The sequence below is a fragment of the Rhizobium sp. AN68 genome (assembly GCF_030758035.1).
In the GTDB taxonomy this organism is placed as follows: domain Bacteria; phylum Pseudomonadota; class Alphaproteobacteria; order Rhizobiales; family Rhizobiaceae; genus Agrobacterium; species Agrobacterium tumefaciens.
The window spans coordinates 467,420-486,254 of sequence record NZ_JARWMI010000001.1; the positions used below are offsets into that span (position 1 = coordinate 467,420).

At 57.6% G+C, this 18,835-nt stretch carries 15 protein-coding genes and 4 pseudogenes; 11 read left to right on the forward strand and 8 right to left on the reverse strand.

The window, feature by feature from the left end; genetic code table 11:
• Window position 1: 1 nt before the first annotated feature.
• The 6 genes and pseudogenes from RBH71_RS02110 to RBH71_RS02135 all read left to right on the forward strand — a co-directional run bounded on the left by RBH71_RS02110 (window position 2) and on the right by RBH71_RS02135 (window position 4,113).
• Window positions 2-409 carry a cupin domain-containing protein gene (locus RBH71_RS02110; protein WP_112155487.1) on the forward strand — a complete coding sequence of 136 codons (408 nt, stop codon included), beginning with the start codon at window positions 2-4 and terminating at the stop codon, window positions 407-409.
• Between the two features lie 49 nt (window positions 410-458).
• On the forward strand, window positions 459-761 hold the full coding sequence (locus RBH71_RS02115) for an antibiotic biosynthesis monooxygenase family protein (protein WP_323687027.1): 303 nt from the start codon (window positions 459-461) through the stop codon (window positions 759-761).
• Between the two features lie 119 nt (window positions 762-880).
• Window positions 881-1,405: pseudogene (locus RBH71_RS02120) on the forward strand (AbrB family transcriptional regulator); the annotation flags it as partial.
• Between the two features lie 85 nt (window positions 1,406-1,490).
• A complete protein-coding gene (locus tag RBH71_RS02125) occupies window positions 1,491-1,826 on the forward strand; it encodes an AbrB family transcriptional regulator (protein ID WP_323687028.1) in 336 nt (111 codons plus the stop codon).
• 2 nt (window positions 1,827-1,828) lie between these two features.
• Complete coding sequence (locus RBH71_RS02130) at window positions 1,829-2,740, forward strand: amidohydrolase family protein (protein ID WP_112155490.1); 912 nt, start codon at window positions 1,829-1,831, stop codon at window positions 2,738-2,740.
• A 29-nt stretch (window positions 2,741-2,769) separates the two neighbouring features.
• Window positions 2,770-4,113, forward strand: coding sequence for a 2-hydroxycarboxylate transporter family protein (locus RBH71_RS02135; RefSeq protein ID WP_323687029.1), 1,344 nt, complete (start codon window positions 2,770-2,772; stop codon window positions 4,111-4,113).
• A gap of 274 nt (window positions 4,114-4,387) precedes the next feature.
• Here the strand turns inward: RBH71_RS02135 and RBH71_RS02140 are convergent, their stop codons facing one another.
• Complete coding sequence (locus RBH71_RS02140) at window positions 4,388-5,281, reverse strand: GntR family transcriptional regulator (RefSeq protein ID WP_323687030.1); 894 nt, start codon at window positions 5,279-5,281, stop codon at window positions 4,388-4,390.
• Between the two features lie 316 nt (window positions 5,282-5,597).
• On the opposite strand from RBH71_RS02140, the gene RBH71_RS02145 reads away from it, so the two are divergent.
• From RBH71_RS02145 to istB, 3 genes and pseudogenes are all read left to right on the forward strand, one after another.
• Window positions 5,598-6,542, forward strand: a complete 945-nt coding sequence (locus RBH71_RS02145) for an aromatic alcohol reductase (RefSeq protein ID WP_112155492.1) — start codon at window positions 5,598-5,600, stop codon at window positions 6,540-6,542.
• A gap of 358 nt (window positions 6,543-6,900) precedes the next feature.
• Window positions 6,901-7,284: pseudogene (locus RBH71_RS02150) on the forward strand (IS21 family transposase); the annotation flags it as partial.
• Window positions 7,274-8,066 (forward strand): annotated as a pseudogene (gene istB / locus RBH71_RS02155) (IS21-like element helper ATPase IstB). The pseudogenes RBH71_RS02150 and istB, both read left to right, overlap by 11 nt.
• Window positions 8,067-8,353: 287 nt before the next feature.
• Here istB and RBH71_RS02160 read toward each other — a convergent pair.
• The 7 genes and pseudogenes from RBH71_RS02160 to RBH71_RS02190 all read right to left on the reverse strand — a co-directional run bounded on the left by RBH71_RS02160 (window position 8,354) and on the right by RBH71_RS02190 (window position 16,630).
• On the reverse strand, window positions 8,354-9,319 hold the full coding sequence (locus RBH71_RS02160) for an ABC transporter permease (RefSeq protein WP_112155494.1): 966 nt from the start codon (window positions 9,317-9,319) through the stop codon (window positions 8,354-8,356).
• Window positions 9,316-10,254 carry an ABC transporter permease gene (locus tag RBH71_RS02165; protein WP_112155521.1) on the reverse strand — a complete coding sequence of 313 codons (939 nt, stop codon included), beginning with the start codon at window positions 10,252-10,254 and terminating at the stop codon, window positions 9,316-9,318. The genes RBH71_RS02160 and RBH71_RS02165 overlap by 4 nt, the downstream gene beginning before the upstream one ends.
• Window positions 10,254-11,730: pseudogene (locus RBH71_RS02170) on the reverse strand (ATP-binding cassette domain-containing protein). Before RBH71_RS02170 ends, RBH71_RS02165 begins: the two are co-directional and overlap by 1 nt.
• A gap of 58 nt (window positions 11,731-11,788) precedes the next feature.
• On the reverse strand, window positions 11,789-12,817 hold the full coding sequence (locus RBH71_RS02175) for an ABC transporter substrate-binding protein (protein WP_413373831.1): 1,029 nt from the start codon (window positions 12,815-12,817) through the stop codon (window positions 11,789-11,791).
• 200 nt (window positions 12,818-13,017) lie between these two features.
• Window positions 13,018-13,956, reverse strand: coding sequence for an ABC transporter substrate-binding protein (locus tag RBH71_RS02180; RefSeq protein ID WP_112155497.1), 939 nt, complete (start codon window positions 13,954-13,956; stop codon window positions 13,018-13,020).
• Window positions 13,957-14,024: 68 nt separating this feature from the next.
• Window positions 14,025-15,056 (reverse strand): ABC transporter permease subunit, encoded by a 1,032-nt coding sequence (locus RBH71_RS02185; RefSeq protein ID WP_112155498.1) that lies wholly within the window; start codon window positions 15,054-15,056, stop codon window positions 14,025-14,027.
• Window positions 15,053-16,630 (reverse strand): sugar ABC transporter ATP-binding protein, encoded by a 1,578-nt coding sequence (locus RBH71_RS02190; RefSeq protein ID WP_112155499.1) that lies wholly within the window; start codon window positions 16,628-16,630, stop codon window positions 15,053-15,055. The genes RBH71_RS02185 and RBH71_RS02190 overlap by 4 nt, the downstream gene beginning before the upstream one ends.
• A 525-nt stretch (window positions 16,631-17,155) precedes the next feature.
• Between RBH71_RS02190 and RBH71_RS02195 the strand changes: the two genes are divergently transcribed.
• Both RBH71_RS02195 and RBH71_RS02200 read left to right on the forward strand, forming a co-directional pair.
• Entirely contained in the window at window positions 17,156-17,818 is a 663-nt protein-coding gene (locus tag RBH71_RS02195; RefSeq protein ID WP_112155500.1) for a helix-turn-helix domain-containing protein, read from the forward strand.
• Between the two features lie 112 nt (window positions 17,819-17,930).
• The gene (locus tag RBH71_RS02200) at window positions 17,931-18,719 is read left to right on the forward strand and encodes a cyclase family protein (RefSeq protein WP_115064435.1); all 789 of its coding nucleotides are present in this window, start codon (window positions 17,931-17,933) and stop codon (window positions 18,717-18,719) included.
• Window positions 18,720-18,835: the final 116 nt, after the last annotated feature.

Here is an 18,835-nt window from a genome sequence, read left to right on the forward strand (position 1 = left end):
CATGTCAGAACCAGCAATTCTTCGTCCTACAGAACTAAAAACCAATGATCGTGGCGGTGGTGCTCGCACCACTCCCCTCGTGACGCGGCGATGCGGATCGACCAGCATGATCAACGGCATCACCGCCTTTGATCCGGGTGCTGCGATTGGCCTCCACATGCACAATTGCGAGGAGAGCGTCATGGTAATCGAGGGTGAAGCAATCGCCGAGATCGATGGCGTCCAGCACCACCTCAACACCAATGATACGACCTGGATCCCGGCCAACGTCCCGCATCGCTTCATCAATGCGTCGGACAAACCCATGCGGATTTTCTGGACCTACGCAACGGTTGACGCCACCCGCACGATGATCGCCAGCGGCGAAACGAAAACCATCGACGCCGAACACGGCCACGCGAAGCAGTAGTCGAGGCTGGCCGGGCAGCGAGCCCCGCCAAACGCCCAGGGAGAATACAATGACATCACCACACGTTATAGAGGTCGCCGAGATCACTGTGACCGACCCGGCTGGCTTCGAAGCCGCCGTGGCGCAAGCCAAACCTCATTTCCTCGCTGCTGATGGTTGCCTGGATCTGAAGCTTCACCGCGTTATTGAAACGCCGGACGTTTACCGCTTGCTGGTGTCCTGGCGCTCGGTGGACGACCACATGGTGACCTTCCGCAAGGCGGAGGGTTTCCAGCGCTGGCGAGAATTGGCTTCGCCGTTCTTTGCCTCGCCTCCGGTCGTGACGCACTCTGCTGCAGTTGACCTCGGCTGACCGATCGCGGGACAATGGGCTCCAACTTCGAACATCAGTCATTGACGTTGCTGGCTTCTGCCGGCGGTGTTTGCGTCTTTTGCACAGTGGGTCTTCCGCTGCCGTTTTTGTTCGGGCCCATGGCAGCGTGCCTGATTGCGGCTCTGGCGGGAGCCAGGCTGCGTTCCTTTGGGCAAGTTTCCGTCGGAGCTCGATCGGTAATCGGCTTGGCGGTCGGCGCGTCAATTACACCGGCCTTGGTCGGTCGGCTGCCAGACATGGCGCTGTCGATTGCGATTGTGCCTGTTTATGTGATCGCCATTGCAGCAGTTGGCATGCCGTTTTTCCAACGGTACTGCAGGTTCGATCCGATTACTGCATTTTATTCGGCAATGCCCGGTGGTGCCGCCGACATGACCGTATTCGGCATGGAAGCTGGCGCCAACGTCCGCCAGTTGTCTCTCGTACACGTTACACGGTTGCTGGTGATTATGGTGATCGCGCCGATACTCCTGGTCCAGGCCTATGGAGTGTCCCTCGATAATCCCGTCGGCGCGCCGGCGAGGGAACTCCCTGTCATCGAGATGGTTCTGATGGCGATCGCAGCGGTCGTCGGTTGGAAGGGCGGAGAAGCCATCAAGCTGTTCGGCGCCGCTATTATCGGCCCTTTGCTTGTCGCGGCACTTCTTTCTCTGACCGGTTTGTTGCACGCTCGCCCGCCCAAAGAAGCTCTGCTGGCAGCCCAGCTTTTTGATCGGTACAGGCATCGGGGTCAGTTACGTCGGCATTACCCTTCAAGAACTCCGCAGCACTGTTTCAGGTGCTGTTGTTTTCGTCTTCATCCTTGCTCTGCTTGCAGCAATAGTCACCGAATTCGTCACGCTCATGGGGCTTGCGCCCCCGGTTGAGGCGTTTTTGGCCTTTGCGCCGGGAGGGCAGGCCGAAATGTCAATGCTGACAATTATCGCCGGCGCCGATCTCGGTTTCGTCGTCGCCCATCACCTCGTCCGAATTGTCTTCGTCATCCTTGGTGCGCCGACTATCGCGCGCAGGTTTGCAAAAGCGCGGACTGAGACAGGAGAATAGCCATGAATGCTCAAACTTCGCCCCGCTCTCTCGGGACAGGTCTTTTTGCGGGTGCCTGCGACGCACATGTCCATGTTTTCGATCCGAAAAACCACCCTTACCATCCTGGACGTTCCTACACTCCTGGTGAGGCGAATTGCGGACAACTCGAGCAGTTGATGCGGCGGATGGGAATGGACCGGTGTGTTCTGGTTCAGCCGAGTGTCTATGGCAGCGACAACCGTTGCCTCGTCTCGGCGCTTCGACACTTTGGACCAGACAGGGCCCGCGGGGTGGCGGTCGTCGACTACGAAACCGTGACCCTGGATCAACTGGCTGATCTTTGGAATGTCGGCGTGCGAGCGATCAGAGTTAATTTCGAAGCCGCAAAAACAGCAGCTCCACGCGACAAGCTTCTCGTCATAGCCGAAACCGCGAAGCGGGCCAAGGAAGTTGGAATGGCAGTTCAGCTATATGTGGATACCCATACCGCGGTTGCTGCCATCGAGCGGCTTGAGGGGGAAAACGTACCGCTTATCCTCGATCACTTCGCAGGGTTCAAATGCGGAATGGATCGCAATGACGAGGCCTTCAAGAAGCTGCTGAGTGCTCTTGGAAGAGGGCGGGTCTGGATTAAACTGTCAGCGCCTTGCCGGACCGGCAGTCAATTGGTCGACTACGAGGACCTCAGGCCCGCAGCACAAGCGATGATCAACGCCGCGCCCGAGCGTATGCTCTGGGCTTCGGACTGGCCGCATACTGGTGGAGGAGCAGACCGCGCCAAGCGCAGCGCTTCCGAAATCGAGCCGTTTAGACAAGTCAACGACGATGCTGACTTTCGTCGATTGCGCAGTTGGATCGGAGACGAGACGCGCCTTGCGCGCATTCTGTCCGAGAACCCTACCGAGATCTTCGACTTCTTCAATCACCCCTGACCATAACCCAGCCTCCTGGGAGGAGAGCCATGACCCACATTGCATCGCATTCCGACGCGCAATCCAGCGTGACACGAGCACCGAAAGCCTCAACGAACGTCTGGCAGAAATGGATGGATTTCGACCTAGGGATCATTCCTTTGCCGATCTACGTCTTGCTGATCGCGCTGCTTGCAGCCTTTACTTGGCTAGGAACGATCAAGAGCGACATTGCTACCGTCATCGGCATCATGGCCGCCTTCGCATTCACACTTGGCGAACTGGGCAAGCGCTTGCCGATTATCAAAAATATCGGTGGCGCGGCGGTTGTCGTCACATTCGTGCCATCGTATCTCGCCTATCGCGGCTGGATTCCCCCACAAATGAGCACTGTCGTTGAGAGCTTCTTCAAGTCGACGGGGATCCTGTACGTGTTCATTGCGGCGGTCATAGTTGGCTCGATACTAAGTATGGACCGCTCCACACTCATCAAGGGCTTCATGAAGATTTTCGTCCCTCTTTTCGTCGGGTCGAATGTGGCGGCGCTCGTCGGTGTCACCGTCGGCACGCTTTTGGGCCTTGGCACTTGGGACACTTTCTTCTTTATCGTTGCCCCGATTATGGCAGGCGGAGTGGGCGAGGGAGCAATCCCTCTCGCCGTCGGCTATCACGGAATAACCGGTATGGAGCAGGGCGAAGTTCTCGCGCGTGTAATGCCGGCAATCCTCGTCGGCAATCTCACAGCCATCATTTGCGCCGGGGCCTTGAGCTCGCTCGGCCGGAGATTTCCGGCTTTGACCGGCAATGGCAAACTTCAGCCCACAGATGACGAAGAACTCGCTGTAGAGACCGTTAAACCTGATGGGAATGTTCAGAACATTGCCGCCGCCGGGATGATCGCAGTAACACTGTATCTTACCGGCGTACTTGCCCAACAGCTTTTCTCGTTTCCCGCGCCAGTCGTGATGCTAGCCCTTGCCGTTGCGCTCAAGCTTTTCCATGGCATCACTCCGCGGCTGCAGACCGGCTCGTATACTGTCTACAAGTTCTGCCTGACCGCCATCGCGTATCCTATGCTCTTTGCGTTCGGCATTGTCTTAACGCCGTGGGAGAAGCTGGTTGAAGGCTTTGCACCGGCCAATCTGATAACTATCGTGTCGACAGTTGTCGCAATGACGGCATCAGGATTTGTCACAGCCCGGTTCGTCAATCTATACCCGATTGAGTCGGCAATCGTCAGCAGTACCCATAGCGGAATGGGCGGCGCAGGAGACATTGCTATCCTGTCGGCATCAAATCGCATGATGCTCATGCCCTTTGCACAGATTGCAACGCGCATTGGCGGAGGGATAACGGTTGCCTTGACGCTCATACTCATGACCGCTCTTTGGTAGCCCAGATAGGCGCCTTTCTACCGCGCGGGATACGGATTCCCGCGCGGTCGACAACTCAATCCTCTCTGCACGGGTCTGAAACCGGATATCTGAGGCATCCAACAGACTTCAGCGCTTTGGTGGGCAAATGGTTTCCGCTACCGGCGGACCTGTTTCGCTGGAAGGCATACCAAAGTCGCTCTTTCAATGGTGTAAGAGCAAAAGCGGTAGGCCGCGACCTACAATCGGACATAAATGTAATAGCCAGATCGCAGATCTGCCATCGGTAAAGTCGTCAGAATTCATCGTGCGGTCGTGTTGCGACCTTCATCATGCTCACTGATGAGAGATGCTGTGACATGTAGGCGGCGGCAAGCTGCCGCTTGTCTTCCAGAAGTAGATCGACAAGCTGCACATGTTCTTGGCTGCGCACGATCGCGTATTTTCTATCTAGTGACCTCTTGTATTCGATAAGCCTTCGAATTCGATCAATGCGGCGGAGGGACTCGATAAAGAAAAGGTTTCCACTGCACTCAATGATTGCTTCGTGCAACTGGCTGTTTAGGTCGAAAAGGTCGGGATTAGATACGTTCCAGATGTCGCCGTCGATTAATTGCTGCTGCTGAGCTCGGCACGCTTCAAGGGCGGCACGGTTCAACTTGAAGGTAGGCTCCAGTATGGCTGCAGGCTCGATTGTGAGACGAAAGCGGTAGCTATCCTTGTATGCCTGCATCGATGTCAGCATTGGGAGGAACTCCCAGCCGTGACCGGGGAGGCGTTCGATCCAACCCTCGCTATGGATTTTCCGAAGGATCTTGGCGAGTTGCCCCTTGGTGAGGTCGTATAGACGACACAGTTCCTTCTCCGTCACTCTGTCAGGAAGTCTCCCCTCTAAACGATCAACTGCGATTTTAGAGTAAACCTCCCCATCTTCCTGCACAGGATCATCAAGCTGAGGTAGACGAATTTCGCCGCCCTTCCATGATACGAGAAACCCGCCTGTGGGTGCGGTCTGTACGAACCCCTGATCCTCAAGGACCTTTAGCGCGCTACGGACTGGCGAACGGGAGACCTTCAGGTGTTCCGCTAACTTGCGCTCAATCAGGCGCATACCGTGAGGATCATCCTGTGTCCTCACATATTCGACGATTTTTGCCGCCAATTGACTGATCAAGGGTGTAGTATTCAAAAAGGGACCTCCGCTACCGCAACAGCCGGCGCCGCCTATACGCCAAAATATGCAGCCTGCGAACATTATTCCACAACTGGGCGCAATTGTCAGCGCGACACGTATCCGCGATGGGCACGTCAGAGGTTGTCGAGTTATCTCATCGACAGTCCAGCGCAGCGAGCGCGTTATCCCGCGAGAGGAATTGATCCCTCCGCGGATCAGGGTCCTCTCTGCCCGCCCTCAGTTTTACCGCAGTATCATCCGTGTACCTTCTTTTCTTCATGCTCCGCTCTTGCCAAGTAGTGGCGACACTAAATTCTTGAAGGAAAAAACGATGAATCAGACAGTTTCGAACGTGAAGTCACGGAATATCCTTGTGCTGGGTGCTGGAGAACTCGGGATGCCGGTCTTGCGCAATCTGGCGCGTCGCGCAAAGGACATCGACGACGCCAAGATCAGCGTTCTGTTGCGGGCTAGCGCCGTAGATTCTGCTTCGCCCGCCAAGCAGCGCGATATTGCTGAAATCCGGGACTTGGGGATCGAGATCGTCGTAGGGGATCTGGTCAAAAGTTCAATTGACGAATTGGCTTCTCTGTTCTCGCTTTATGACACCGTCATTGGCTGCACAGGCTATGCGGCTGGCATCGACACGCCGATGAAACTGGCAAAGGCTGCTTTGCAGTCAGGGATCCCGCGCTATTTCCCGTGGCAGTTCGGTGTTGATTTCGAAGCAATCGGTCGAGGTGGTCCGCAGGACATCTTCGATGCGCAGCTTGATGTGCGTGAACTGCTGCGCTCGCAAAACAAGACCGAATGGGTGATCATCTCCACCGGCATGTTCATGAGCTATCTGTTCGAGCCAGAATTTGGTGTCGTCGATCTCGAAAAGAGCACGGTCAGAGCTCTTGGCAGCTACAACAACGCTGTTACGGTAACCACGCCTGACGATATCGGCGTGCTCACCGCTGAAATCGTGTTCTATGAGCCGACTATCGCCAACGAAATCGTATTCCTAGCGGGGGACACGGTCACCTATGGTCAGCTCGCTGACAAGCTGGAAGCGGGTTTGAAAAGGCCCTTCAGCCGGTCCGAATGGACGGTTCCGGTCCTTATGGCAGAACTGGCAAACGATCCGCAGAACATGATGCGCAAATACCGAGCTGCCTTCGGTATCGGGCGAGGCATGGCATGGGACAAGGCCGGCACGTTCAACGTACGAGAAGGCATCAAGGTCACGGATGTTTCCGATTGGATCAACACGAACCTGACGTCTAATTAAAGAGGTTAAGGTGCGGCGGGGAGTGCGATGGCTTGCTCTCCTCCGTCACGCTACGTCGCAATCGCCAACTTCAGCAGAGGCTGCTCTTTGACAATGGCCATTACTGACGGAGGGCGTCTGTGTCAGGGCTACCAACCCGTCTGCCCAGGACGGTTTCTCTGGTGGATGGGAATCAAAGTCCTCACGGGATTATTGAAACTGCTCCGAATTCTCGACGACTCCCGTCCACAGCGGTATCATACGAATGAGAAGACCCATCCCCAATTCTGTCAACTCGTATTCTGCCGCGGTTGCATCTCCACGAGATCGTAGCGCGTGACCAGGTCGTCTCTTTCGAGTTGACGTAGGGACTGGCGGGCATTGCCTTGCCGTTATCCAACGCAAGCCTGGTGCCCTGCGCAATGGTGCTCCCTTCATGGAATTGCCGCTGGCCTTTCGACAGTTGCAGGACCAGATGCTTCGCCGTCCCGGTGGCGATCGTGAGATGGCCGATATCCTCGCTCTGGTGCTTCATCACGACGAACAGGTTGTCGTCAGGGCTGTGGAGCTGGCTTTGGATCAAGGCGTGCCAACCAAAACGCATGTGCTGAACCTGCTGCATCGTCTGATCGATGGCAAAACGACCGACGGCCCCGACATCGACACGCCGCAGGCGCTGACCTTGGCTCGAGAACCCAAGGCAAACGTCGAACGTTACGATGGTCTGCGTGTCCGGATCGTGGGAGGTCGGCATGCGTCATGATCCTGCCAGCGCCGCCGTCGTCATCATGCTGCGTAGCCTGAAGATGTATGGCATGGCCCAAGCGGTCACCGACCTGATCGAGCAAGGAGCACCAGCCTTCGATGCGGCCGTGCCGATCCTGTTCCAGTTGCTGAAAGCCGAGATGGCCGAGCGCGAGGTTCGCTCGATTGCCTATCATATGAAGGCTGCGCACTTCCCTGCCCACAAGGACATCTCCGGCTACGACTTCGCTGCCAGCGAGATCAACGAGGCAACAGTGCGCCAACTGCATCGATGCGAGTTCATCGACGGAGCGCAGAACATTGTCCTCGTCGGGGGGCCGGGCACCGGCAAAACACGCGTCGCGACCGCCCTCGGCGTCCAGGCTATCGAGCATCACTCCGAAAGGTCCGCTTCTTCTCGACCATCAAATTGGTCAATGCGCTCGAGCAGGAGAAAGCAAGAGGCAAGGCAGGCCAGATCGCCGAGGCGCTGGTCCGTCTCGATCTGCTGATCCTCGATGAACTCGGATACCTTCCGTTCAGTGCCTCGGGTGGAGCGCTGCTCTTCCACTTGCTGAGCAAGCTTTACGAGCGCACCAGCGTCGTCATCACCACCAACCTCAGCTTCAGCGAATGGGCTACCGTCTTCGGCGATGCCAAGATGACCACCGCTTTGCAGGACCGCCTGACCCATCGTTGCCACATCCTGGAAACGGGAAACGACAGCTTCCGCCCAAGGCAAGCTCGGCCGCAGCAGCACAGAAGAGAGGAGAAAAGGCCAATCACTTGACCAAAGCCTGATCAGAAACCATACTTAGGGGTGGCTCACTTCTCGGTGAAAAAACTCCGCAACCGGGTAGCCTCGCTCCGTGATCTGACGCACGGCGTCGCGCTTAAAATCTTCGCTGAAATTCGATCTGCTCATGATACTGTTCCTACCTCAAAATAAGGAAAGAAGGCGTCTACAAATCTAGGGGCTATTCACTCGAAGTTGCCGCTCGTTTTGTTTACGCCGCGAATCTAAGCAAAGTTCAGATATTCTTTTCGTTTCATAGAATTATTCCCTCAAGGCCGCTCATGATCAACACTCAGGTTCGGGAGGGTTTGGAGCCGCCCGCGATGGTGATGATAGTGATAATTATGAGGCCGGTCATGATCATGCGTATCCCCGCTCCGGCGCCGAACGTGTTGAGCATGGTCACAAGCAGATACATGAAGAGAGACGCACCCCACAATCCTGCGACGTTCGACTGCCCGCCGGCAACGGACGATCCGCCGATAACGACGACAGCTATGGAGGCGAGAAGGTATTCCTCGCCCATGTTGAGCGAAGTGCCGCCGGAGAAGCCGGCAAGGACAGCGCCGCACAGCGCAGCAAGGGACGCACAGATGACATAGGTCCTCCACCGAACACGATCCACCCTGATGCCGGCCAATTCCGCAGCCCTCTGGTTCTGGCCGATGGCAGTGACCGATCGGCCGTAAACCGTTCTGTGGAGGACGGCGGCGCCAATGATGGTTAAAAAAATAACGACGATCGCCAGCGTCGGGATACCCCAGATCCGTCCTGTGGTGAATTCGGCAAATGCACCAGGGGGCCGGATGCGAAGACCTCGCCCGTAGGCAATCGACGCGGATTGCACGAGAAAGCTCGCGGACAACGTGGCGATGATGGGCGGGATCGACAACAGCCTTATCAGCGCGAAATTGAAACATCCAACCGCTATGCCGACCCCGACAGCGGCCATCAGGCCCCACAGAATAAGAGCGTCGTTTCCGTCCATGATCTTCATGGAAACGGCCCCGGCCAAGGCGATGGTCGATGGTATCGACAGGTCCACGTTACCAGGTCCGGCGGTGATGACGTACATCTGCCCCAGCGCCACGATGACGTACATGGTGCCGAAGGTGAGGGCGGTTGTGACGATCTGTCCGGCTCCGGCTCCTTCGGTGAAAATAATCGTTGCCAGGAAAACGGCGGCGGCTCCAAGAAAAGAGAATCCCCACGGCGCTTTTCCGGCGAATTTTCCCAGTCTTGAGACGGTCGAGATCATGCGCGTCTCTCCATTCGGTTGACAAGGGCACGCAGCGCAAGGACGAGGATCAGGATTGCACCCTGAGCGCCGATCTGCCAGTCCCCGGAAATTCTGAGGAATGACAGCAGCGAACTGGCGAGTGTGAGCGTGAGGGCGCCCAAAACGGCGCCCACGGGCGAAACACGCCCGCCGGCGAATTCGCCGCCGCCGAGGATCACGCCGGCAATGGAGAGAAGCGTGTAGCGCAGAGCGATATTGGCGTCGGCCGATGTCGTAAGCCCAACGAGTGTCAGGCCGGAAAGAACGCCAAAGACGCCGGCCAGGGCGTAGAGCGTGACCTTGGCACGCAAAAGCGACCAGCCGGCGCGTGCCACGGCCTGTGGATTTCCTCCAGCGCCGCGCAGGATCACGCCGGTTGATGAGCGCATGAGGAAGAAATGGACACCTACAGCAATGACGGCGCTTGCGACGATTACGAAGGGGATGAAAGTCGTCTTGACGGAGACGATCGCACGCAGCCAACCCGGTGCCTGGCCGCCCGGCGTCGGCAGTACGAGAATGGCTGCCCCCAGCCACACGAAGCTCATTCCCAGCGTCACGACGATAGAAGGCAGATTCCGGATGTGGATAATAGCGCCGAGCAGAGCATAGACGCCGATGCATGCCAGAAGGGCGAGCACACCCAAGACGGGATTTTCACCGAGAAGGGTTGCCCCGATAGAGGCCGTGAAAGAAACGAAACCACCGAGAGACAGATCGATGTCGTTCACGGTGATGATGAACATCTGCGCGATTGTCGCCAGTGCGATGGGAAGAGCGAGATTGAGCATCAGGTTCAGGCCGAGGAAGCTCATCGTCCGGGGCTGAACATAAAAGATCCCGATAAGAAGGACAGTGAATGATATCGCCGGCAGAAGCGAACGCAGAGCACGGGGCGTCATTAGATTGGGCATCATTGCGCCACCTCCGCGAATGAAGATTGAAGCACCTTGGCCTCCGTCATCTCCGAACGAGGCATTTCGGAAACGATCGCGCCGTCACGCAGAACATAGACGTAGTCGCAGCTGGTCAGTTCCTCGAACTCCGTCGTGTACCAGACAAAGGTGCGTCCCTTCGCTGCCTCGCTACGCATGATGTCGTACACCTCCTGTTTGGTGCCGATATCGACGCCCCGCATCGGGTCATCCATCAAGATGATTTCGGCATCGGATGCCAGTGCGCGTGCAAACAGTGCTTTCTGCTGGTTGCCGCCAGAAAGCGTATAGATGTTGTTGGCCATGTCCGGCGTCCTGATCGCCATCCTTTCTTTCCAGCGCCGTTCCATCTCCCGCTCCTTCTTCGGGTCTATCAGGCCGAAGCGTCGCATGGTGCCAAGCGAGCGGATCGTGACGTTCTGGCCGATCGACCACAGGGGGAAAGACGCCGTCCGTCTGCCGATCACCGGCAACGAAGGCGACCGGCCCGCTGCACCGGGCAAAAACGAAATGTCTTCCGGCAGATCGTTGAAGCAGAACGAGCAATGTCGTCTGACCTTGACCGGCGAGGCCGCCGAGCCCGATGATTTCGCCCTTGCGCGCCTCGAGCTTCATGCTACCGCGTCTGGAAGGCTGTATCTCGGCGACGACCGGGGCCGTTCTTGCTTTAACAACGGTTTCCGGTCCGTGAGCCTGTGGTTCATGGTTCACATGCCCCATGGCCTCGACCAGCGAATGCTTGCTGAATCGGGCGGCTGGCCGCTCCTCCATGACGCGCCCATCGCCCATGACCACGATCCGGTCGCAGGTCGTAAGAATTTCCCCGAGAATGTGTGAGATGAGGATGACGCACCCGCCCTCGGCGACGAAACGGCGCACATAATCGAGGAGCTGGCCCGCAATGGCCTGGTCGAGCGAAGAGGTCGGCTCGTCCAGAATAACGAGACGAAGAGGAGACGGCGTTTTCGCAAAGACCGTCGCGATTTCGACCATCTGACGCTGTCCCAGTGTCAGGTCGGCCACAAGATCGTCCACGGCTATCCTATTGCCCGGAAAGATGTCGTCGAGAAAGGTTCTAATCAGGCGTGACGCACGTTTGCGCCATCCGAAACCGGTGATCGACGGGTGACGGATACGGGTATTTTCGACTACCGTCAGGTTCGGGCAGAGCGATAATTCCTGAAAAACGCAACGGACGCCGAGCGCGAGCGCGCGCTGGACCCCGTAGGATATGATCTCGTTCTGGCCCAGAACCGAAAGCTCTCCGCCATCGGGTCGAACATTGCCGGCAAGGATCTGCATGAGCGTCGATTTTCCGGCCCCGTTATGGCCCACCAGGCCGACGCATTCGCCTGAATTGAAAGTCAGATCCACGCCGCCAAGGGCGCGGACCGCGCCGTAGTTCTTGGTGATGTTTTCGAGTCGAACGAAGGGCGCTTCTGCCGTTAAGGTCAACTTTGAATCCTCCGCGTTCGGGACAGCCGGCCCCGTTGAAAGGGCCGGCCGTCTGCCATTACTGGTTGGATGCTGCAGCGATTGCCTCGATCGCAATGTCCTGCGTGTAGTTGATGTTCGCCACGCCGCCTTCCGGCGTGGATGCGAGGGCGGTGTCCAGCCCTGCAGCGTCGATCCCAAGGAAGGGTACGGTCAGGTCCTTCGGAATATCTTTCTTGCCGTCGAGAATCTGCTGGGCCACCCAGAAAGCCATGCTGCTCATGCCCGGCGGAATGGAGCCCGACAGGGATTTGTAACCATTCTTGTCGATATTTTCCTTCCACCAGGCCAGTTCCGCCTGGCTGTTGCCGAAGAATACGGTCGGAATTGGCCGGCCTGCCGCCTTGAAGGCTTCCGCTGTCCCGAAGCCGACCTCTCCCTGCGTCACGACGCCTACAATCTCAGGCAGGCTCGGCAGCACGCTAGCCACTGCCTTCTGTGCGACAGTTGGAGACCAATCGCCCTGAACTTCTCTGACGACCTTGAACTTGGGGAAATCCTTGACGCCGGCAAGGATGCCCTCATGGTACTGGCTGTCGATCGAGGTGCCCGGAAGGCCGCGGACTTCGAGCAGGTTTCCGCCCTCCGGGTGGACGTCGTTCAGGAACTTGACCTGGCGGTAGCCGATTTCCTTGAAATCGACCGTTACACGCCATGCGCACGGTTCCGTGGCGATACCATCGAATGTCACGACGACGACGCCTGCGTCGCAGGCTTCCTTTATCGCTCCGTTAAGAGCTGTCGGCGAGGCCGCATTGATGACGATGGCGTCATATCCTTGTAGGACGAGGTTCTGGATCTGTGCCGCTTGTTCAGTTGCCTGGTTTTCAGCCGTTGTGAAGACGTCAGCGGCCGCAACGATACCGTCGGCAACGGCCTTGGGCGTGACGTCGTTCCAACTGGCCAGCATGGCCTGACGCCAGGTGTTGCCGGCGTAATTGTTCGAGAATGCGATTTTCTTGGATGACGTATCGGCATGCGCTGGGCTGAGCGCCAACATAGATACGGTCATGGCAAACAATGCCGCGTGGTATTTGGACATAGTCATTCCCCTTGATGTTAATGTTGACGGCTTTTAGGTAGGTCGTCGGGCCCAGGCCCGATCCATGCACCAGCCACTGTAAATGCGGCTCGGTATGATAAAGGCGGCCCTGCTTGGAGAACTCGTGCTTGTCTGCGCGTCTCCAGATCGTGCCTCAGCAGATACGGCCGGGCGCCGTTATGACGCCCGGCTTGGGTATGGGTCGACTAATCGCGCACGGCTTCCCAGCCCTTGTGCTCGGCCACATTGTCACGGGTCACAAGTTCCGCATTGAGAAGGACGACCGCGTTCTCCGGCGTTTCGCCATTGAGCACCTTGTTCCCGAGTTCGACGGCAGTAGCAGCCATCTTGTAGGGGTCCTGCGCGGACGTGGCCTGGATGCCCTGGCTTGCATCATTCTTGAGTTCGGCTTCAAGATCCGGCGCACCGTCCACGGAGGTGATGATGATGCCGGAGCGGTTAAGCTGTTTCATAGCAAGGTTGCTGCCGATCGCCTGCGGATCCGCCACGGCAAAGACAGCATCGATCTTGGGAAAACGCGTCAGTTGCGACTGCATGACTTCCAGCCCACCATCGCGGGAACTCTTTCCGTTCTGGTCATCGGAGAGGATTTTGATATCGGGATTGGCCGCGAACACCTTCTTGCAGCCGACGACACGGTCCATGATGGCCGAGTTCTGAGGGCCGTTCTGGATGATGACGTCGCCCTTGCCGCTGAGCTTGTCGACGATGAACTGACATGCGATTTCGCCAGCCTGCACGTTGTTCGTCGTGACAGTCAGATCGGCGCCGTCAGCTGCGGTATCGACGGCAACGACGATGATGCCGGCGTCACGAGCCTTCTTGATGGCGGGCGCGAGAGCCTTGGGGTCGCCCGGATTGAGGAGGATCATGTCGACGCCGGATGCAATGAAATTGTCGATCTGGTCGATCTGCTTGTTGAGATCCTGTTCAAAGCCGAGGGTCGTGACTTTGACATTGGGATTGATCTTCTTCGCTTCGCTTTCTGCGCCCTTTGCAAGGGCCACGAAGAAGGGATTTCCAAGGGAGGCAAGCGAGATGCCGATAGCATTCAGGTCCTTGGCGGAGGCCGTGGAAGCCGTGACTGCGAGCATCGATAGAGCGGCAAACCATGCACTTTTCATCGTTAGTCTCCTGTTTTTACGATTGGATTGATTGTTGGTAAGCCCCAGCCGGAAGCTTCCTCCGTCTGTCAGGTTCTTCCCGAACTCATTAGGCGATAACGGTCGAGCGCAACTGCGCAGATGATGACGAGCCCTTTGATGATAAACTGCCAGACGTCCGAGACGCCGGTCAGGATGAGCCCGTTGGAAAGGACGGCGATAATCAGCGCACCGATCAGCGTGCCCCAGATCGTTCCGACGCCGCCCACGAAGCTGGTTCCGCCCAGGATGACGGCCGCGATCGCATCCAGTTCGTAGGATTGTCCGAGTTGCAGACCGTTTGCAGCGAGAAGGCGCGTGGACGACATGACCCCGCCTAGACCCGCCAGAAGGCCGGAAGCGCAGTAGACGAACATCAGGATTTGCCAGACCTTGATTCCCGCAAGCTTCGCCGCGGCTTCGTTGCCACCCACCGCATAGATCCGCACGCCGAGCGTGGTGAAGCGGAGGATGATCCAGGAGATCACGATTACGGCGAACGCCATCACCGTCAGCCACGAAATGCCCAGGAAGGCGTTGCCGCTGATGGCCGCGAACGGAAGGTCGGCATTGAAGACCGTCTTGTCATCACCGAGCACGCGGGCAAGGCCGCGCACGGCAGTCAGGGAGCCGAGCGTCACGATGAACGGCGGCAGTTTTCCGAAAGCAACCAGCCCGCCGTTCACGGCGCCCAAAAACAAGCCGAGCAGAATGCCCGCCGCTATGCCGAACATTCCCCATCCCGGCACGAGCGAAACCATGACGGCAACCATGGCGGATGCCGCGAGGATCGAGCCCACCGACAAATCGATGCCGCCGGTCAGGATGACGAATGTCATGCCGGCTGCAAGGACGGTGTTGATGGAGGCCTGCTGCATCACGATGGACAGGTTCTGCATCGTGAGAAAGCGCCCCGATGTCCAGGCATCGAGCAGGCTTCCGGTTTCGGTGTAACCGCTCATGAACTGGAAAGCCAGGCTGATCAGGACGAGGATCGGGAACATGCCAAGCGCATGGAAGGACGTGCGAATTGCACGTTTGCGCCGAACCAGCGGTTGTTCGGTGGAAAGTGTGGTGGTCATGGTCTTGCCTCCCGAAGGGGATGGCCGTCGCGTCCCGCGGTGCCGGTTGCGATGGCGATGATTTTTTCCGAGGTGATGGGCGTGCCGGTAGAGCCTCCGACTTCGCCTTCGATGCGGCCGTCACGCATGACGACGACGCGATCGGTGATGCCGACGAGTTCCGGCAGGTCGCTCGAAATGACCAGCACACCGGTTCCGTTGTGGGCGAGTGTCTCGATGATCCGGTAGATTTCCGATTTGGCGCCGATATCGACGCCTCGCGTCGGCTCGTCGAGAATGATCAGTTTCGGCCGGGTTTGCAGCAGTCGCGCCAAAAGCACTTTCTGCTGGTTGCCTCCCGACAGCGCGCCGACATTGATCTGAGGGCCGGACAGGGCAATTTTCATCTCCCTTATCGCGCCAGCGGTGCGGCTTTTCTCCTTGGTTCTGTCCAGAAACGCGCAGGCTTTGCTGTCGTCTCCGATGGCTGCGATATTGACATTCGCGGAGACGCTCATATCGAGAAACAGGCCGTCATGCTTTCGGTCTTCCGTGAGATAGGCGATGCCCGCCTGAAGCGCGTCGAGCGGGCTTCGAATTTCGATTGGCTCCCCATCGAGCAACATCGTTCCACCGGTCACACGTGATGCACCGTAGACAAGGCGGGCGAACTCCGTTCTCCCCGCGCCGACAATGCCGGCGAGACCGAGAACTTCGCCGCGCCGTAGATCGAAGCTGACGTCCTTGACCTTCGCGCCGTCCCGCAGGTTGCGCACCGACAGAAGCGTGGCGCCGGGCGCATAGCCGGCATTCCTGTCCTTCTGATAGAAACTCGAGAGGTCCCGGCCGACCATCATCTGGACCAGCCGTTCCTCTGACAGGTCAGCGCGCGTGACGGAGCCGACGTATCGTCCGTCGCGCAAAACCGTCACGCGGTCGGCGAGGTCGTAGACTTCGTCCATTCGATGACTGATGTAGATGATCGCCAGACCCTGCGCCCGCAGCTTCCGGACGATGGCAAAAAGACGCTCGCATTCTCGGGAGGAAAGGGACGTCGTCGGCTCGTCCATGACAAGGATACGACAGTCTGACAGCAGCGCGCGTGCGATTTCCACCTGCTGACGCTGGGCTAGCGAGAGGGAGGCGACCTTGTCGGTTGGTGAAAAGTCTACGTCCAGCTCGTCAAGAGCCTTACGGCAGGCCGTTATTGTCGCATTGCGATCGACAAACCCGAACCGGGCTTTTTCCTGCCCAAGCACCATGTTCTGCGCGACCGTCAGATTGGGTGCTAGCGCCAGCTCCTGATAGATGATGGATATGCCGAGCCTCTTGGCGTCGGTGGGGCCGGAAATGAGGGCAGGGCCGCCGTTGACCTCGATTGTCCCCGCCGTGCAGGAATGTGCACCGGAAAGAATTTTCATCAAGGTCGATTTGCCGGCACCATTCTCGCCCATGAGAGCGTGAACCTCACCCGGATAAATATCGAGATCGACCCCGTTCAGGGCGAAGGCAGGGCCGAACTGCTTCTTTATGCCGCGCATCCGAAGCAGCGGGATTGCCATCGGCTTTTCCGGTTTTTCTAATTCGTGCGGCATCCGTATAGTCCCTTGTATCCGGATCGTCCTTCTGAAGGCGAGCACGACCGCGCGTCGCTCCCCTTTTTAAAGAGGACCGTCGTCGTACAGGTTTCCTTTCGGAAAACTCCCAGCGCTGTCTTCGGCTTTCGTCCACTTCCCGCGTTTCCGCGCAAGCGTCGCTACCTGTGTTCACCCTTGCCCTGCGGCTTTCATTTTTTCATACAGTTTCATAAAGGAAACATTTAGTCAAGGCGAGAAAACCGCGCAAACTGCTCGACGATGGTTTTTGACGGACTTTATCTGAAAAGCTGAATTTTCCCAGCCGCTTATGGCGGAAGAACTTTCCGCGGTGACTTGGTAGGACGCACATTTGGTACGCGTCACAAACGCCAGCGAACAGCGTTTTGTGCCCTGATGCGCGTGGCATCGCGGGTTTGTGGAGTTTTTCCAATTTCCTTTATGAAATATTTGAGTCATGGTAACGGATCGCAATTGTAGATTGACGCGCTTCAGCGCAGGGCAAGCAACCAACACGGACGATCGATGATGGAAATGAACAGCAGCACCCGCAAGCCGCCTGCGATGATCGGGCAGGTTCTCCGCGAAAGGAGAGGTCATCACGGCTGGACGCTTGCGGATGTTGCGGACAAGACGGGGCTCTCCAAGTCCACGCTTTCGAAAATCGAAAACGACCTTATCTCTCCGTCTTATCAGACGATAATACAACTCTGTGACGGCCTGGATATCGAGATCGGCGACCTTCTCGCACCTGGTTCTTCCGGCGAGGAGCCGCGGCAACTGATGGGGCGCCGCAGCGTAAGCCGTCAGCACGACGGTGTGGTGATGGAGGACGACAATTACAAATATGTCTATCTTTGCACGGACATAGCGCACAAGCGCATCGTGCCGATGGTAATCGACGTGAAGGCCGATTCCCTCCAGCGCGTGGACGGTCTCTGGACCCATGTGGGAGAAGAATTTCTCTATGTTCTCGATGGGACAATCACGCTCTATACGTCGCTTTACGAAGAAATATCGCTGGATGCCGGTGACAGCGTCTATTTCGACAGCACCATGGGGCATGCCTATATCGCCGCGAAGGGGAAGCCCGCCCAGTTGCTCGTAATGTGCTCAAGTGCCACGCCGAACCTCGCTCAGACGCTTCGCGAGTTGCTGAAGCAGAGGTTGACGGCGAAGTCCGCGTGATTTGTTTCATGGTGGAAAGTTTTTCAGATTTTCTTCTGTGAAACCGTTGACAACTTTTTTTATCGGCCGCATTGTTTCGTCATCTGCACAACGGGCGATCTAGGAAACAATGATGAGCACGAATTCGACAAACAAGCTGTGGCAGCTTCTCCAGGGTGCCACCATCGTCGATCTGTCGGTTACGACGGGTCCGGACATGCCCTGTTCCCCGCCCGAAGGGCAGCGGATGAATCAGTATCTTTTCAACACCTATACCGATCCGCGCGGTGTCTTTCTGGAATATGTCCAGATTCATGACGACCATACGGGAACGCATATCGACGCCCCCTCGCATTTTACGCCGTCTCTTGAAAGCGGCCTGCCACACGCCACCGAATTCGGCACGGTCACGATTGAGCAGCTCGACCTCAAGCAGCTCATTGGTCCCGCCGTCGTCGTCGATGTCCGCTCATTGGTTGAGGCAGCCCCGAAGGGAACCCATACGCATCTGGCGGAGAGCCCCTGGATCTCCCGTGAATTCTTGGAGGAATGGGAAGAGCGGCACGGTGGTTTCCAGCCCGGCGAGATCGTTCTTTTCCGCGCAGACTGGTCCGACAAATACTATAAGCCGCTGCCGGAAGGCTTCGAATATGACCGTTCTCATCCGGCACCCTCGGCTGAAGCAATCGAGTTTCTCTTTGATCGCGGCGTTCGCCATATCGGCGTCGACGGGCGCGGCATTGGCGCGATGCAGGACGACAACACGCCGCATTGGGCCGCGCTCGGACGTGGCATGTACGCAACGGAAAATCTGACGAATCTGGGTAAACTGCCGACCCGCGGCGCCGTGTTCATTTTTCTGCCCCACAAGTTCAAGGGCGCCACGGGCGGCATGGGGCGCGCGATCGGTTTGATTGGCTAGGAAACACAACGAAACTGGCTGACTTTGAGCGCCGGAACATGCGTTCCGGCGAAGCGCCCGCCTGTGCCGTCAACCATGTGGCGGTACCTTGCCACGATCTCTATCTGGAACCGTTC

Excerpts from the sequence above, each read along its gene's own strand:
- RBH71_RS02175 (WP_413373831.1), bottom strand. The coding sequence starts at position 12,817 with ATGACTATGTCCAAATACCACGCGGCATTGTTTGCCATGACCGTATCT.
- RBH71_RS02115 (WP_323687027.1), top strand. The coding sequence starts at position 459 with ATGACATCACCACACGTTATAGAGGTCGCCGAGATCACTGTGACCGAC.
- RBH71_RS02145 (WP_112155492.1), top strand. The coding sequence starts at position 5,598 with ATGAATCAGACAGTTTCGAACGTGAAGTCACGGAATATCCTTGTGCTG.
- RBH71_RS02185 (WP_112155498.1), bottom strand. The coding sequence starts at position 15,056 with ATGACCACCACACTTTCCACCGAACAACCGCTGGTTCGGCGCAAACGT.
- RBH71_RS02160 (WP_112155494.1), bottom strand. The coding sequence starts at position 9,319 with ATGATCTCGACCGTCTCAAGACTGGGAAAATTCGCCGGAAAAGCGCCG.
- RBH71_RS02180 (WP_112155497.1), bottom strand. The coding sequence starts at position 13,956 with ATGAAAAGTGCATGGTTTGCCGCTCTATCGATGCTCGCAGTCACGGCT.
- RBH71_RS02200 (WP_115064435.1), top strand. The coding sequence starts at position 17,931 with ATGAGCACGAATTCGACAAACAAGCTGTGGCAGCTTCTCCAGGGTGCC.
- RBH71_RS02130 (WP_112155490.1), top strand. The coding sequence starts at position 1,829 with ATGAATGCTCAAACTTCGCCCCGCTCTCTCGGGACAGGTCTTTTTGCG.
- RBH71_RS02165 (WP_112155521.1), bottom strand. The coding sequence starts at position 10,254 with ATGCCCAATCTAATGACGCCCCGTGCTCTGCGTTCGCTTCTGCCGGCG.
- RBH71_RS02135 (WP_323687029.1), top strand. The coding sequence starts at position 2,770 with ATGACCCACATTGCATCGCATTCCGACGCGCAATCCAGCGTGACACGA.
- RBH71_RS02195 (WP_112155500.1), top strand. The coding sequence starts at position 17,156 with ATGATGGAAATGAACAGCAGCACCCGCAAGCCGCCTGCGATGATCGGG.
- RBH71_RS02190 (WP_112155499.1), bottom strand. The coding sequence starts at position 16,630 with ATGCCGCACGAATTAGAAAAACCGGAAAAGCCGATGGCAATCCCGCTG.
- RBH71_RS02110 (WP_112155487.1), top strand. The coding sequence starts at position 2 with ATGTCAGAACCAGCAATTCTTCGTCCTACAGAACTAAAAACCAATGAT.